At 63.9% G+C, this 14,194-nt stretch carries 13 protein-coding genes; 9 read left to right on the top strand and 4 right to left on the bottom strand.

Annotated elements, in window-relative coordinates:
- The first annotated feature begins 14 nt into the window (after window positions 1-14).
- From pcaF to NKI25_RS09055, 5 genes are all read left to right on the top strand, one after another.
- The gene (gene pcaF, locus NKI25_RS09075) at window positions 15-1,220 is read left to right on the top strand and encodes a 3-oxoadipyl-CoA thiolase (RefSeq protein WP_352998371.1); all 1,206 of its coding nucleotides are present in this window, start codon (window positions 15-17) and stop codon (window positions 1,218-1,220) included.
- A 528-nt stretch (window positions 1,221-1,748) separates the two neighbouring features.
- A complete protein-coding gene (locus NKI25_RS09070) occupies window positions 1,749-2,780 on the top strand; it encodes a BMP family protein (RefSeq protein WP_023678180.1) in 1,032 nt (343 codons plus the stop codon).
- A gap of 277 nt (window positions 2,781-3,057) precedes the next feature.
- The gene (locus NKI25_RS09065) at window positions 3,058-4,548 is read left to right on the top strand and encodes an ABC transporter ATP-binding protein (protein ID WP_502897353.1); all 1,491 of its coding nucleotides are present in this window, start codon (window positions 3,058-3,060) and stop codon (window positions 4,546-4,548) included.
- On the top strand, window positions 4,548-5,603 hold the full coding sequence (locus tag NKI25_RS09060) for an ABC transporter permease (RefSeq protein WP_352782928.1): 1,056 nt from the start codon (window positions 4,548-4,550) through the stop codon (window positions 5,601-5,603). Before NKI25_RS09065 ends, NKI25_RS09060 begins: the two co-directional genes overlap by 1 nt.
- Entirely contained in the window at window positions 5,600-6,544 is a 945-nt protein-coding gene (locus tag NKI25_RS09055; RefSeq protein WP_352574549.1) for an ABC transporter permease, read from the top strand. Before NKI25_RS09060 ends, NKI25_RS09055 begins: the two co-directional genes overlap by 4 nt.
- 14 nt (window positions 6,545-6,558) lie before the next feature.
- Here the strand turns inward: NKI25_RS09055 and NKI25_RS09050 are convergent, their stop codons facing one another.
- Window positions 6,559-7,326, bottom strand: a complete 768-nt coding sequence (locus tag NKI25_RS09050) for an SDR family NAD(P)-dependent oxidoreductase (RefSeq protein WP_352470743.1) — start codon at window positions 7,324-7,326, stop codon at window positions 6,559-6,561.
- Between the two features lie 253 nt (window positions 7,327-7,579).
- On the opposite strand from NKI25_RS09050, the gene NKI25_RS09045 reads away from it, so the two are divergent.
- Window positions 7,580-7,735 (top strand): hypothetical protein, encoded by a 156-nt coding sequence (locus NKI25_RS09045; RefSeq protein WP_023678176.1) that lies wholly within the window; start codon window positions 7,580-7,582, stop codon window positions 7,733-7,735.
- 130 nt (window positions 7,736-7,865) lie between these two features.
- On the top strand, window positions 7,866-8,813 hold the full coding sequence (locus NKI25_RS09040; protein WP_352636939.1) for an LLM class flavin-dependent oxidoreductase: 948 nt from the start codon (window positions 7,866-7,868) through the stop codon (window positions 8,811-8,813).
- Window positions 8,814-8,847: 34 nt separating this feature from the next.
- Here the strand turns inward: NKI25_RS09040 and NKI25_RS09035 are convergent, their stop codons facing one another.
- The 3 genes from NKI25_RS09035 to NKI25_RS09025 are packed head-to-tail and all read right to left on the bottom strand — an operon-like array spanning window position 8,848 to window position 11,751.
- A complete protein-coding gene (locus tag NKI25_RS09035; RefSeq protein ID WP_352782933.1) occupies window positions 8,848-9,798 on the bottom strand; it encodes a dihydrodipicolinate synthase family protein in 951 nt (316 codons plus the stop codon).
- Window positions 9,788-10,783 carry a Gfo/Idh/MocA family protein gene (locus NKI25_RS09030; protein ID WP_352782936.1) on the bottom strand — a complete coding sequence of 332 codons (996 nt, stop codon included), beginning with the start codon at window positions 10,781-10,783 and terminating at the stop codon, window positions 9,788-9,790. The genes NKI25_RS09035 and NKI25_RS09030 overlap by 11 nt, the downstream gene beginning before the upstream one ends.
- Complete coding sequence (locus NKI25_RS09025; RefSeq protein ID WP_352696937.1) at window positions 10,780-11,751, bottom strand: Gfo/Idh/MocA family protein; 972 nt, start codon at window positions 11,749-11,751, stop codon at window positions 10,780-10,782. The genes NKI25_RS09030 and NKI25_RS09025 overlap by 4 nt, the downstream gene beginning before the upstream one ends.
- A 97-nt stretch (window positions 11,752-11,848) precedes the next feature.
- Here NKI25_RS09025 and NKI25_RS09020 point away from each other — a divergent pair, with 97 nt between their 5' ends.
- Window positions 11,849-12,562 carry a FadR/GntR family transcriptional regulator gene (locus NKI25_RS09020; protein ID WP_352696935.1) on the top strand — a complete coding sequence of 238 codons (714 nt, stop codon included), beginning with the start codon at window positions 11,849-11,851 and terminating at the stop codon, window positions 12,560-12,562.
- A gap of 32 nt (window positions 12,563-12,594) precedes the next feature.
- The gene (locus NKI25_RS09015; protein WP_023678170.1) at window positions 12,595-14,175 is read left to right on the top strand and encodes an ABC transporter substrate-binding protein; all 1,581 of its coding nucleotides are present in this window, start codon (window positions 12,595-12,597) and stop codon (window positions 14,173-14,175) included.
- Window positions 14,176-14,194 lie beyond the last annotated feature (19 nt).

Here is a 14,194-nt window from a genome sequence, read left to right as displayed (position 1 = left end):
GGGAAGGCTGCATAATGGCCGAGGCCTATATCTGCGACTACATCCGCACGCCGATCGGACGCTTCGGCGGTTCGTTGTCGGCGGTCCGTGCCGACGATCTCGGCGCGATACCTCTAAGGGCGCTGGTCGAGCGTAATTCGGGCATCGACTGGGCCGCCATCGACGATGTCGTCTATGGCTGCGCCAACCAGGCCGGCGAGGACAATCGTAATGTGGCGCGCATGGCGCTGCTGCTGGCCGGCCTGCCCAAGGAGGTTCCCGGCTCGACCGTCAATCGCCTCTGCGGTTCGGGCATGGACGCGGTGATGATTGCTGCCCGCGCCATCAAGGCCGGCGAGGCGGAGCTGATGATACCCGGCGGCGTCGAATCGATGTCGCGCGCACCGTTCGTGCTGCCGAAGGCAGAGACCGCCTTTTCGCGCAATGCCGAGATTTACGACACCACGATCGGCTGGCGCTTCATCAATCCGCTGATGAAGAAGCAATACGGCGTCGATTCGATGCCGGAGACCGGCGAGAACGTGGCGGAAGAGTTCGCTGTCTCCCGCGCCGACCAGGACGCATTTGCCGTGCGCAGCCAGGACAAGGCTGTAGCCGCACAAGCCAATGGCCGGCTGGCAAAGGAAATCACGCCGGTGACGATCGCGCAGCGCAAGGGCGATCCGGTCGTTGTCGACAGAGATGAGCATCCCCGCGGGGGCACGTCGATCGAAGCGTTGGCCAAGTTGCCGACGCCGTTCCGACAAGGCGGCACGGTTACGGCCGGCAATGCCTCGGGCGTCAATGACGGCGCGGCGGCGCTGATCGTCGCCTCGGAAGCAGCCGCGAAAAGATATGGGCTGACGCCGATCGCCCGTGTTCTGGGCGGTGCCACCGCCGGCGTGGCGCCGCACATCATGGGTATCGGCCCTGTGCCGGCCACGCAGAAGCTGTGTGCCCGGCTCGGCCTGGAGCCGCAACAGTTCGACGTCGTCGAGCTCAACGAGGCTTTCGCCTCGCAAGGCATCGCCGTGCTGCGCCAGCTCGGCATTGCCGAGGATGCGGAGCACGTCAACCCGAATGGCGGTGCCATCGCGCTCGGCCATCCGCTCGGCATGTCGGGTGCGCGCATATCAGGCACGGCGGCGCTGGAGCTGCGTGAACGCGGCGCCAGATACGCGCTCGCCACCATGTGCATCGGTGTCGGCCAGGGCATCGCCGTGGCGCTCGAACGCGTTTGATCTTTTGGCCGCCCTGGGGCAGAGCCCTGGCGCCGCCTATCTCGTTTGCCCGATATGCGAAAGACGCTCTGGTCAATGGGCGATCCTTGCGAAATGATGGACACCGTTGCGCCTAGGCCGGGAAAGTGTGGCCCTTGCAAGAAAGCTGTTTGAATTGAGCGATCCTCAACCCATTACCAACGATACAATCCTCATAATTCTGCATTATGTTCTCGTCGAAATTCGAGGGACTGACAAACCGGAAAAGGCACGGATGCTCGCGGACGCCTTTCACAACGCGCCGAGCTTGATCGCAAATGGCCATGAACCGCAAAAAACGTGGGAAAGCATTCTTTCAACCGCGCGAAGGCTTGAAATAGAGCCTTACGTCCTTCGGCTTGCGGCACGTTCAATCGCGTCAAATTTCAAACTGAGACATTACCCGAAATTTGACCATGTGGACAAAGGTCCGGCGTCGTTCCATAGTTCCCTGTCTTTATATTTTCCGAACAGCCGGCTCGACATGGCTGTCGAACAGAGGGGCATGCAATGGACAACAAAAAGAGCAGAATCCAATCGAAACGCGAAGGGCTTTCGCGCCGCAACGTGCTGGAGTTGGGCGCGCTCGGCCTGGCGGCGGCGATGCTGCCGGGCAGCGCCTTTGCCAAGACCAAGAAGCTGAAAGTGGCGGCGATCTTCGCCACGCCGATCGAGGAGCCGTGGGACAACCAGATCCACGTTGCCCTGCAGAAGGCCGAGAAGGAACTCGGCATCGAATACAAATGGTCGGAGAAGGTGCAGACGGCCGATTTCAGCCGCGTCATGCGCGAATATGCGCAGGGCGGCTATGAGCTGGTGCTGGGCGATGCCTTCGCCGCCGAGCGCGAATCGCGTAGGACCGCCAAGCAGTTCCCGAAGACCGCCTTCCTGTTCGGCTCCGGCGCCGGGCCGGCCGAGCCGAATTTCGGCGTTTTCGACAACTGGATTCACGAGCCGGCCTATCTGTCCGGGATGATCGCCGGAAAAATGTCGAAGTCAGGCACGGTCGGCGCCGTCGCGGCGATGGGCATTCCGGAAGTGAACCGGCTGGTCAACGCCTTCTTTGCCGGCGCCAGGGAGGTCAATCCCGACATCAAGAAGAAGGTCGCCTTCATCGGCTCGTTCTTCGATCCGCCAAAAGCAAAGGAAGCGGCCGTCGCCCAGATCGATGCCGGCGTCGACGTCATCTATGCCGAGCGCTTCGGCGTCATCGAAGCGGCGGCGGAGAAGAAGATCCTCGCCATCTCCAACATGTCGGACCAGTCGAGCCTCGGCCCCGACACGGTGATCACCGGGCCGGTCTGGGACATGTATCCGACCGTCGAGCAGGCGATCAAGCTGGTCAAGGCCGGCGTCTTCACCGCGCAGGATTACGGCGATTTCTCGCGCATGGCCAAGGGCGGCTCCTACCTCGCGCCCTACCACAAGTTCGACAAGACGCTGCCGGCCGAGGTCAAGGAACTGGTCGAGAAGAAGAAGGCAGAGATCCTCGACGGCAATTTCCGCGTCGACGTCGATGAGAATACGCCGGTCTCGGATTAGGGCTCTGTCTTTTGGGGTTGGTGCTTGTCGCACCCCCCCTCTGGCCTGCCGGCCATCTCCCCCTCAAGGGGGGAGATTAGCAGCTTCGCCGACAGCGCCCTCCTCTTCAGCGTTGACGATTTGCGAAAGCAGAAGTGACATCCGATCTCCCCCCTTGAGGGGGAGATGGCCGGCAGGCCAGAGGGGGGTGCGACGAGCGCCACCCGCAGGTCCAAGCTGAATCGTAAGCCAATTCCGATCGGGAGCACCCTTGTCAACGCCTGCCCCTCTCATCGAAATGCGCGGCATCTCCAAGAGCTTTGGCGCCGTCAAGGCGAACGAAGCCGTCGATCTCAGCGTCGCGCCGGGTGAAATCCTCGGGCTGCTCGGCGAAAACGGTGCCGGCAAGACGACGCTGATGAACGTGCTGTTCGGCGCCTATGCGCCCGATGCCGGCGAGATCCTGGTGCAGGGCCGGTCGGTGGCGATCAACAGTTCGGCCGATGCGCTGGCCGCCGGCATCGGCATGGTGCACCAGCATTTTCATCTCGCACCGCGGCTTTCGGTGCTGGAGAACCTCTTGATCGGCATTCCCGGCAGATCGGGCCGGATCGACCGCGCCGGCGGGCTGGCGCGGCTCGCCGAGATCGGCCGCCAGCACGGGCTGACGCTCGACCCGGACCTCCCCGTCTCGGCGCTGTCGGTCGGCGAGCAACAGCGGCTCGAAATCGTCAAGGCGCTGTTTCGCGGCGCAAGGCTGCTGATCCTCGACGAGCCGACGGCGGTGTTGGCACCAACCGAGGTCGACGGGCTGTTTTCGGCGCTGCGCTCGATGGCGGCACAAGGGCTCGGCATCATCTTCATCTCGCATAAGCTCAACGAGGTGCGAGCGCTGACGCATCGCTGCGTCGTGCTCCGGCATGGGCGCGTTGCCGGCCGCGTCGATGCGCCGGCCAGCACCACGTCCTCGGAGATGGCGCGGCTGATGTGCGGCCACGAGATCGTGCCTCCGGCCAGAGGACCGTCGATGCCCGGTGCGGCCGTGCTGACCCTCGACGGTATCTCGACATCTCATCATTCCGGCATGGCGCTGCGCGATGTTTCGCTGTCGGTTCGTGGCGGCGAGATCCTTGGCATCGCCGGCGTCTCCGGCAATGGCCAGCGCGCGCTTGCCGAGGTCATCTCCGGCGTGCGTGCGCCCGATGCCGGGAAGATGACCATAGCCGGCAAAACGGTTTCGCGGTTCTCGCCGAGCACAGTGCAGGCGCTCGGCCTCGGCCGCATCCCGGAAGACCGTATGACGACAGGGCTGGTCACCAATCTGCCGCTCGCCGATTCGATGGTGCTGCCGCGCATCGGCACGGCGGCGTTCAGCCGCAACGGCCTGCTCAAGCCGGATGCGATCCGCGCCTTCGCCGAGGCACAGATCAAAGCCTACGATATACGTTGCCCCGGGCCGATGACGCGCGCCGGGGCGCTTTCCGGCGGCAATCTGCAAAAGGCGCTTTTGGCGCGCGAACTCGCCTTCGATCCGAAGGTGCTGATCGTTTCGCAGCCGACTCGCGGCCTCGACATCGGCGCCGCGCGTTTCATCCACGAAAAATTCCTCGACATGCGCGCCAAGGGCTGCGGCATCGTCGTCATCGGCGAGGATCTGGAAGAGTTGCTGATGCTCTCGGATCGTATCGCGGTGATGTATGAGGGCCGCATCGTCGGCACGCTGAACAGCGCCGACGCCAGCATCGCCAGACTCGGGTTGATGATGACCGGAGCGGAGGGCCATGCCTGATGTTCCGTCTCGAGGCCCGCACCTCAACGCCCGCCTGGTTCAATCTGGCGCTGCCGCTGCTCGCCATCGGCGCGACGCTGATCCTGTGCAGCGGCCTCATTGCACTGGCTGGCGCCGGCGTCGTCGAGGCTTATGGCGTTATGTTTTCGGCGTCGCTGGGCGACAGCTACGCCGTCACCGAAACGCTGGTGCGTGCCACCCCGATGATCTTCACGGGACTTGCCGTGGCAGTCGCCTTCCGCGCCAAATTCTGGAATATCGGCGCCGAAGGGCAATTGCTGGCTGGTGCGGTGGCGAGCTGTGCCGTCGGTGCAATCCAGATGCCGGGGCCGCTCGCCATGCTGCTGATGGCGCTGGCGGGTGCCGCCGCCGGCGCGGCCGTCGCCCTGATCCCCGCCACGCTGCGGGTAAAATTCAGGGTCGATGACGTGGTCAGCTCGCTGCTGCTCAACTCGGTCATTTTCTACGCACTGATGGCGCTGATCGAAGGGCCATGGAAGGACAGTTTCAGCGGCTACCCGATCTCGCCGCCGATCGAGGATACGGCCAATTTTCCAGTGCTGCTCGAAGGCACGCGGCTGCATCTCGGGGTCGTCGCGGCGCTGGTCGCCGCACCGGTCATCTGGTTCGTGGTCGCGCGCACCACGCTCGGCTTCCGCATCAGGGTCACCGGCGAAAACCCCGAGGCGGCGCGCTATGGCGGCATCAATGTCGAGCGGGTGCTGATTTCGACGGCGCTGCTGTCTGGCGCATTGGCCGGCCTTGCGGGCGTCGGCGAGGTCGGCGGCGTGCATTTCCAGGTGATGAGCGACATCTCGCCGGGCTATGGCTATTCCGGCATCGTCGTCGCCATGCTGGCGAGGCTCAATCCGCTCGGCGTGGTGCCGGCGGCGATCTTCCTTGCCGCCGTCATGACCGGCGCCGAGGCGATGTCGCGGGCGACCGGCGTTCCGGCCTTCCTCAGCGATGTCATCCAGGGAACTGCGCTGCTCGCCATGCTGGTGGCGTTGCTGTTCACCGCCTATCGCCTCCGTCGCGTGGGAACAGCCAAATGAGCGTGGTGCTGGAGCAGATCTTCCAGGTCGGCTTCCTGGCCGCCATCATCCGCATCGCCACGCCCCTGGCCTTTGCGACGCTGGGCGAAATGTTCTCCGAGCGCGCCGGGGTGCTCAATCTCGGCATCGAAGGCATCATGCTTTTGTCGGCGATGACCGGCTTCACCGCGGCGAGCCTCAGCGGCAGCCTCTGGCTTGGCGTGCTAGCGGCGGTGCTGACCGGGGCGCTGATGGGCGCCGTGCACGCGCTGTTCACTGTAGCGCTCGGCCTCAGCCAGCATGTCTGCGGCATCGGCGTGACGCTGTTTAGCTCCGGCCTTGCCTATTTCCTCTACCGGCTGATCTTCGGCCAGCAATCGGTACCGCCGAACATCAAGGGATTCGAGACGCTGCCGATCCCGATCCTGTCCGGCATTCCGGTGCTTGGGCCGGCGGTGTTCAACCAGTTCTCGCTGGTCTACATGGCGATGCTGGCCATACCGCTGGCCGCCTTCGTGCTCTACCGCACGCCTTGGGGCCTGTCGGTGCGCATGGTCGGCGAAAACCCGCGTGCCGCCGATTCTGCCGGCGTCAGCGTCATTGCAACACGCTTCCAGGCGGTGATCCTCGGCGGTGCCTTGATGGGGTTGGCCGGTGCCTTCCTGTCGATGGCGCAATTCAACGCCTTCACCTTCGGCGTGGTTTCGGGGCGTGGCTGGGTGGCAATCGCGCTCGTCGTTTTCGGCCGCTGGGATCCGTGGCGATCGGCAGGCGCGGCACTGCTGTTTGCCTTCGTCGATGCCCTGCAGTTGCGCATGCAGGCGAGCGGGCTTGGCCATATCCCCTACGAGGCCTTCCTGATGCTGCCGTTCATCTTCACCATCGTCGCTATGGCGGTGATGTCGCGCAATGCGGTGGCCCCGTCGGCGCTGCTCAAGCCGTTCCGGCGCGAAGAGCGGTAGCGGCGCTTCGCCTTTCACATCGCGGTGAAGCCGTTATCGACGAACAGATGGGCGCCGTTGACGAAGCTGGCCTCGTCGCTGGCCAGGAACAGGGCTGCCTTCGCGACCTCTTCCGGCTCGCCGATCCGCCCTTGTTGCGCCGCCATTGCCGCGTCGGAGACATCGACGCCGAGTTTGTCGAGATCGGCGACCTCGCGCAGGCCATGCGGTGTCCTGATGAAGCCTGGACAGACCGCATTGCAGCGGATGTTGCGGTCGCGGAACTCGACGGCGATGGCACGCGCGAACATATGGCAGGCGCCCTTGGTGGTGTCGTAAAGCACCTCCATCGGCGTCGCCGCCACCGCCGAGATCGACGAGGTGCAGACGATGGAACCGCCGCCGGCGGCGATCATGCCGGGCAGCACGGCACGCGTCATCAGGAACATCGAACGCACATTGACGGCATGCAGCCAGTCCCATTCCTGCAGCGTGGTCTCCAGGAAGGGTTTGATGACGAGGGTGCCGGCGTGGTTGAACAGAACCGTGACCGGGCCGAATTTTTCCGTCGCGCCCTTCACCGCCGCTTCGACCTGCGCCTCATCCGATACGTCGGCGACCCAGTGCTCGGCGACATGGCCGCGTTGCCTGATCGCCGCTGCGGTGGCGGCGGCTGCTTCGCCGTTGCGGTCGACGATCGCCACCTTGGCGCCCTCGGCCGCGAAAAGCTCCGAGGCCGCACCGCCCATTCCCGTCGCGCCGCCCGAAATGATGGCGACCTTGCCGGCCAGTCTTGTGCCCATGGTTTGCTCCCTGCTGCCTTGCCGTGACGTCGCGGCTTTCCGCTGAAGCGATGCTATCCCTCATCCATTGGATGGCCAAGGAGCCACAGACCCGTTTCCTGCCGTCACCCTGGCATGCCTCGAAAGGCAGCGCTAAGCAGTAAAAGCACTAATGTGTCTATCATTTGGAGAAAATTGTTCTAAGGATCGCGCGAAAATAGCACTCGACAAAGTCTACTGATTTTATAGATTAAGCGCCGAGACGGAGGTCGATATGTCCTATAGCCAGAACGCTCAGACTGCCCGCAAAGGCCAAAGGCTGGGTTCCGACCAGGTGTGGCGGCCGGCCTATGCCGGCGCTTTCGCCTATCTCGTCTTTGCCCTTGCGTTTGTATTCACCGGGGCAGTGGTACTGGGGCTGATCCCCTGATTGTCAAGGCTCTGATCATCGAGGCTTCCTCGGGATAGCGGCCTGCCGTTTGCAGAAATTCCGGAGTTGATGAACCGAATGTCGGTGCGCTTTTGCGCGCCCTGATTCCAACGTGATGGAGGAGATGGCAATGCCAATCGAGTTCACGCATGTTCCCGGTAAGATCCACGCCACCAACGCCAGCTTTTTCTACGACTTTGTCGAGACCGCGACGAAGCTGTCACTGATCGAGGATGCCGGATTCCGGAAGATCGTCATCGACGACCAGGCCGGGCTGCTGACCAATATGGACCTTGCCGCCCAGACGCTGGACCGGACCTCGTCCCTGGAGGTCGTGCTCACGCATTGGGCAGGCGTGATCGAACCAACCGTGGCGGCGCGGCAGCTCGCTGCCCTCGACGCGAGAAGCGGTGGCCGGCTGTCGCTCAGGATGCTCAGCGAGCCGCTGAGCGACGACGATGCCGAGGCACGTCCGGCCGGCCATACGGTGGTCTGGCAACGCATCGACGAATATCTGGTGCTGCTGAAGCGGTTGTGGTCGAACGACAGGCCGTTCGACCATGAAGGCACCTTTTACAGCATCAAAGGCGGCTATGTGCCGCGCAAGGGGCCGCATGGTGCCGATGTGACCATCCGCATGGGCGGACAGTCGGGCACGGCGCTCAGGGTCGCGGGCAGGCATGCGGATGTGTTCGAGCTGGCGCCGGGCTCGCTTGCAGAAATCCGCCAGTCAATGGAGCGCGTACGCGGCGCCGCCGCCGAACACGGCCGGGCCGGCAAGCTGCGTTTCGCGCTTCCCGTCCGAATCCGTACGGAAGACAAACCGGCCGCTTCCTGCCAGAAGGCGCTCGAACTTGCCGGGCCGCCGGCGCAGGTCGCGCTGTCGCTGCTTTCCTACGCCACTTTGGGGATCAAGGAGTTCATGATCGTCGGCATCGACAGGCCACGCGAGATTGCGACCGCCGGCCGCGAGGCGATCGCACTGCTGCGCAATTCGCTGGCACGGCGCGAGGCCGATGTCCCTCAGCCGGGGGCGTTTGCGTCACGCGCGACACAGGGAGCACGCGCCGGCTGCTGAAGAGCCACCGTCGTCCCGCGCCTTGGTGACGGGTCTACCACCATTCCGGGAAAGCCGCGTGAGCCGCCCTGGCCAGCGTCGGTATTTCCTGATCGGGAACGGAGCTGTAGGGCCAGAGCAGTCGCGGGCCGAGCGGCGCCCAGCCGCCGGCCGCCGCCATCGCCTTATCGAGTGCTGCATCACCGACATTGTAACGGGTGCGAAACGGTAGGACATGTGCGGCGAGGAAGGCCTGTATGCGGGCCTCGACCTCGGCAGCGGCGGCCATGTCGGTGCGGATTATCTGCCACCACATCATCGCGCCCTTCGGGTTGAGGCAGGCAACGTTGGAATAGCTGCCATGGGCCCCTCCAGCATAGCCTGTTGCCAGCGTGTGGCCGGGGACGAAGACGGAAAATCCGTCCAGTTTGCGGCGCATGTCGGCATACCAGCCGGCGTCGCCGCCCGGCAGCTTGGCGCCGACCAGCGATGGCACGGCCGCACGCAGACTGGCGATGCCGTCGAGCGTCAGGTGGCGCTTGGCGTGCGGCGGATTGTAGAGCACCAGCGGCGTTTCAGGCGCGGCGTCGCACAGGCCGCCGGCAAAGCGCATGACCTCGTCGTCGCTGGGCGGCCACCAGTCGGGCAGCGTGAACTGCACCGCCGCCGGGCGAAGTCCGGCGACCCGCGTCAGTCGCTCCAGCGCGACGCGCGGATTGGACTGGCTGATGCCGATCTGGAAAGGAAGGCGCGCGCGGCCGGCTATGGTTGCGACCAACTCACAAAGCCGGTCGAATTCGGGCTCGGTCTGGCAATGGAATTCGCAGGCCGTGCCATTGGAATAGATGCCGTCGACGCCTGAGGCGTAGAGCCGGGCGATCGTCTCTTCCGTCGCCTGCCAGTCGATCGCTCCGCGATCGTCGATGGCCAGCATCACCGCGCCCCAGATGCCGCGCGGTGCGTGTGCGGGCAAGCGGGCCAGATGGTCGTCGAGGTCAGCGTCCACCGGCGATCTCGTGTTCGCGGCGGGTTTCGTTCGACGCGAAGGCAGCCTCGATAATGGCGATGATCTTGCGCGCATAGATGCCGTCGACCGGCACCGGCGTGTCATCGGCAATGGCATCGCGCATTGCGCTCCATTCGCGCACCAGCGCGTTATGCATCCAGTTCGGCTCAAAGGAACCGGGCAGCTCGGTCCAGACCGTCTCGCGGCCAAGCATGGTGCCGCGGTCCATGTCGATGCGCAGCGTTCCCCGCTCGCAGACCAGGTCCATGGCATAGGTGGTGGCGCCGGTGCGATAGCCGACGCTCTGCACCTGGCCGATGCCGCCGCCGGCGAAGCGCAATCCGAGCAGAGCGCTGTCGTCTGCTTCCTGGTCATGGAACTTGGCGCCGAGCATGCCGCTCACCGACACGACATCGTCATCCATCAGCCAGACCAGACGATCGACCGCGTGGATGCCGGCCGTCAACAGCATGCCGCCGCCGGTCGCCTTGCGCAGATGCCAGTCGCGGCGATTGTGCTCCATCCACAGCTTGATGATCCAGCTCGATCCGGCGAGCGGCCGGCCGAGCTCGCCTTCCTCCAGAATTTGCCTGGCCGCCATGCAGGGCAGGGCGAAATGCATGAGGTGGGCGACCATCAGCTTGACGCCACCCTTGGCCACGGCGGCGTTGATCGCATCGCAGGCAGCCACCGTCGGCGCCATCGGTTTTTCGAGCAGGATATGCTTGCCGGCCTTTGCCGCGCCGATGGCCATTTCGGCATGGAGATGGTGCGGGCTGGCAATGAGGACCGCATCCACCTCCTTGTCGTCCAGCAGCTTGCGCCAATCAGTGTAGCCGCGGCCGCCATATTCGGCGGTGAATCGCTCCAACGCATCGGTATTTCCCCGGCAGGACGCGACGAGGCGAATATTTCCAACCTCGCGGATTGCCCGCGCATGGGCTGCGCCGAAATCGCCGGCGCCGATAATTCCTATTCCAATCATGGTCCTGCCTTTTGATAAGCGGCGTCGATCAGCGACATCGCCGCAACATAATCTTCGATGGACACCGGCGGAGGCGCCTTTCTGGCCAGCCGGTCAAGCGTATCGCGCATGAACAGACGATAGCGCGTTGCCGGCAGTTCGACCGGCAAGTCGACGATTGCCGCGTCGTCGAGCGTTGCGCAGATAACATGGTCGCCATGATCGATGAGGGTGGCATTGGCACTGACGATGCGCCACTCGAAGTCACCGCCGGGGCGCATCGAAGCAAAGGTGTAACCGGCCTCGACGATGAACAGCGCGCCGGCCTCGTCTTCCAGCACCAGAAGTGCGTGATCCTCGACCGGGCCGGGATGGATGCGGTTCGCGATCGAAACGCTTTTCAGGCCGAGCTTGCCGGTTGCGAGGCTGAGTGCCGCGTCGACGCCGTGTATGCCGAGATTCCTCAATGCACCCCCGCCACCAACCGCCGGGTCGAGCACCCAGGCGACACCGTCGGCGATGTAGCGTTGCGGCGGGCCGTTGACCAGCCGGAACTGGCAATGCGCCACGGGGCCGGCGCGACCTTGCCGGCGCAGCCGTTCAAGGCCGGCAACGGCCGGCCCGAAACGGTTGGGCAGGGGAACAGCGACAAAAGTCTGGTACTGCCTGGCAAGGTCGCGCAGCGCCATCAGTTCCCTAGTATGGCTGGCCGCCGGCTTCTCCAGGATCAGCGGTATCCTTGCCGCGATGATCGCACGTGCCCGCGCCGGCACCATCGAAGGGTGCCCCATCAACAGGATCACATCCGGCGGGCTGGAGAGTATCTCCTTGAAATCTTCGATAAACGGCAGGTCGTGGTGCGCGGCGAACGCTTGCGCTTGGCCAGGATCCTCGTCCCAGATACCGGCGATCTCCGTGCCGTAAAAGCGTGCGGCGTCGAGGTGTATTTCGGCGTGCCAGTGGCTCGAGCCGGCGAGGGTAATCTTCATTCGGAGGCAGCAGGTTTGTTATGGGCTTGCAGGATATCCTACAAGTGGCTATACGACAAGCAGCGGGCAAGCTTCAGCGGATGATGAAGGCAGTGGGATGGCGGAACTGAAGTCGATCGAACCGTTGAGCAGACCGCCGCTGCTTCACGTCACCGTGCAGGAAAGCCTCAGGGCCTATATCGAAAGCAACCAGCTCAAGGCAGGCGATCCCCTGCCGCCGGAGACGTTCCTGGCGCAGCGGCTCGGCGTCGGCCGCAACTCCGTGCGGGAAGCCATCAAGGCGCTGGAATCGATCGGCATCCTGGAGACACGACGCGGCATCGGCGTGTTCGTCAAGGAGTTCTCGTTCAAGCCGCTGCTGGATAACCTGGCCTACGGTTTGCAGGATTCGCTGCGCGATGTCGAAGAGCTGCGCGAAATCCGTCGGGTGCTGGAAACCGGCCTCATCGCCAAGACGATCGAGATGATCAGTGCCGAGGACATCGAGGCGCTGCGCCAGTTGACCGAGCGCATGCGGCAACGTGCCGAGCGCCATGAGAGCTTCGCCGAAGAGGACCAGCAATTCCATCAGCTGCTGTTCCGCTGCCAGAACAATCACATGCTGAGCGCGCTGATCGACATCTTCTGGACGGCGTTCAACAAGGCCTCGAATTTCACCAATCTCGATAATCCGACGCCGCTGGCGACATGGCGCGACCATCACGAGATCGTCGAGGCTGTCGCCGCCAAGGACGTCGGCCAGGCGCGTCGGCGACTCGACGACCATTACCGGGGGATCCAGCAGGTTATCGCAAAAAACCGAACAAGCTGAAGAACAACCTGACTATGCCAAGGGAGGAAACCATGCGTATCAGGACCATCGCATTCTCAGTCGCCGGGCTGCTGCTCGCCAGCATTGCCCCATTGACCAGTGTCCAGGCACAAAGCGCCAAGACCATTGCGGGCGGCTTCGACGTCGGCCCCGGCGGTTTTCCCAAGAACTTCAACCCGCTGGTGGCGACCGGCGGCTACACCTGGCTCAGCACCTATTTTGAACCGCTGGTCATCTACAATGCCGGGCTGGCCGATATCGAAGGCGACCTCGCCAAGGACTACAAGATCAGCGACGACCAGCTGAGCTATACGTTCAACCTGGTCAACGAGACCTGGCATGACGGCAAACCGTTCACCTCGAAGGACGTCAAGTTCACCCTCGAGCTTGCCAAGAACAAGGCCTCCGGCAGCCTGTTTGCCGCCCGCCTCGCCAACATCGCCTCGGTCGATGCCCCGGATGACCACACCGCAGTGGTGAAGCTATCGAAACCGAACGGCTCGTTTCTATCCATCCTCTCGCAGCTGATGATCCTGCCGGAGCATGCCCTGGCCGCTCTGCCGCCGGAATCGCTGGCGACAAGCACCTGGTGGTCGACCACACCGGTCGGCACCGGCCCGTTCAAGTTCAAGCGCTACGTGACCGACCAATATGTCGAACTGGCAGCCGATGACGATTATCGCGGCGGCAAGCCGAAGGTAGACGTGCTCATCAACCGCTATTTCGAGTCGCCGGCGGCGGCCGTTGCCGCACTCCGTGCCGGCGAAATCCAGTTCACCTATGTCGAGCCCGACGATGCGGCATCGTTCAAGAGCGACAGCAATTTCAAGGTGATCGAAGGTGCCTCGTACGTGGTCAACTATATCGGCCTGAACCAGAAGGTCGACCTGTTTAGGGATATCCGTGTCCGCCAGGCGATCATGTACGCGATCGATCGCAACGCCATCATCGACAGCCTCTACGGCGGTGCCGCCGAGCCAGCCAATTGCGGCTATGTCGCGCCGCATCTCGTTCCCGCAGGCCTCGAACCCTATGCCTACGATCCGGCAAAGGCCAAGGCGCTGCTGAGCGAGGCCGGCTGGGACAAGATCAACGGCGACAAGCCGATCACCTTGCTGACCTATTACGGCTCGCCGCAAGCGGCCAATGTGATGGCCGCTGTCCAGTCGATGCTGGCCGAGGTCGGCATCAATGTGGTGCCGCGGGTCGTCGATACGCCGACCTACAACGGCATCGTCTACAAGCAAGGCACGCCGGACTGGAACGCCTTTCCGATGGTCTATGCCGGCCTGCAGAACGGCCCCAACCCGGCCGGCCTCAATCCCGGCCTCAACAAGTCGCAGATCCCGCCGGCAGGCTTCAACACCATGCGCATCGAGTTCGACGATCTGAGCACCGCATTGGACGCCGCGCTAGGCCAAACCGATCCGGCCAAGCTCGATCAATCCTGGCAGGGGGTCTGCAAGGTGATGAACAAGGAGCTACCCTGGGCGACGTTGTGGGTGGCCAACCGCTATGGCGTAGCCTCCAACAAGCTGCATGACTTCGTCTGGACGCCGGCGCCGGGCGGCGGCCCCTACGCAGCTCACCCCGAGCGCTGGGACATCCAGTAAGAAACCCGCAACCAAGCGA

It is taken from the genome of Mesorhizobium sp. M0808 (assembly GCF_040320025.1).
Classification (GTDB): Bacteria; Pseudomonadota; Alphaproteobacteria; order Rhizobiales; family Rhizobiaceae; genus Mesorhizobium.
This window is presented reverse-complemented; position numbering and strand designations above follow the sequence as displayed.

Excerpts from the sequence above, each read along its gene's own strand:
- NKI25_RS09050 (WP_352470743.1), bottom strand. The coding sequence starts at position 7,326 with ATGGGCACAAGACTGGCCGGCAAGGTCGCCATCATTTCGGGCGGCGCG.
- NKI25_RS09015 (WP_023678170.1), top strand. The coding sequence starts at position 12,595 with ATGCGTATCAGGACCATCGCATTCTCAGTCGCCGGGCTGCTGCTCGCC.
- NKI25_RS09020 (WP_352696935.1), top strand. The coding sequence starts at position 11,849 with ATGGCGGAACTGAAGTCGATCGAACCGTTGAGCAGACCGCCGCTGCTT.
- NKI25_RS09070 (WP_023678180.1), top strand. The coding sequence starts at position 1,749 with ATGGACAACAAAAAGAGCAGAATCCAATCGAAACGCGAAGGGCTTTCG.
- NKI25_RS09065 (WP_502897353.1), top strand. The coding sequence starts at position 3,058 with ATGCGCGGCATCTCCAAGAGCTTTGGCGCCGTCAAGGCGAACGAAGCC.
- NKI25_RS09040 (WP_352636939.1), top strand. The coding sequence starts at position 7,866 with ATGCCAATCGAGTTCACGCATGTTCCCGGTAAGATCCACGCCACCAAC.
- NKI25_RS09060 (WP_352782928.1), top strand. The coding sequence starts at position 4,548 with ATGTTCCGTCTCGAGGCCCGCACCTCAACGCCCGCCTGGTTCAATCTG.
- NKI25_RS09045 (WP_023678176.1), top strand. The coding sequence starts at position 7,580 with ATGTCCTATAGCCAGAACGCTCAGACTGCCCGCAAAGGCCAAAGGCTG.
- NKI25_RS09025 (WP_352696937.1), bottom strand. The coding sequence starts at position 11,751 with ATGAAGATTACCCTCGCCGGCTCGAGCCACTGGCACGCCGAAATACAC.
- NKI25_RS09055 (WP_352574549.1), top strand. The coding sequence starts at position 5,600 with ATGAGCGTGGTGCTGGAGCAGATCTTCCAGGTCGGCTTCCTGGCCGCC.
- pcaF (WP_352998371.1), top strand. The coding sequence starts at position 15 with ATGGCCGAGGCCTATATCTGCGACTACATCCGCACGCCGATCGGACGC.
- NKI25_RS09030 (WP_352782936.1), bottom strand. The coding sequence starts at position 10,783 with ATGATTGGAATAGGAATTATCGGCGCCGGCGATTTCGGCGCAGCCCAT.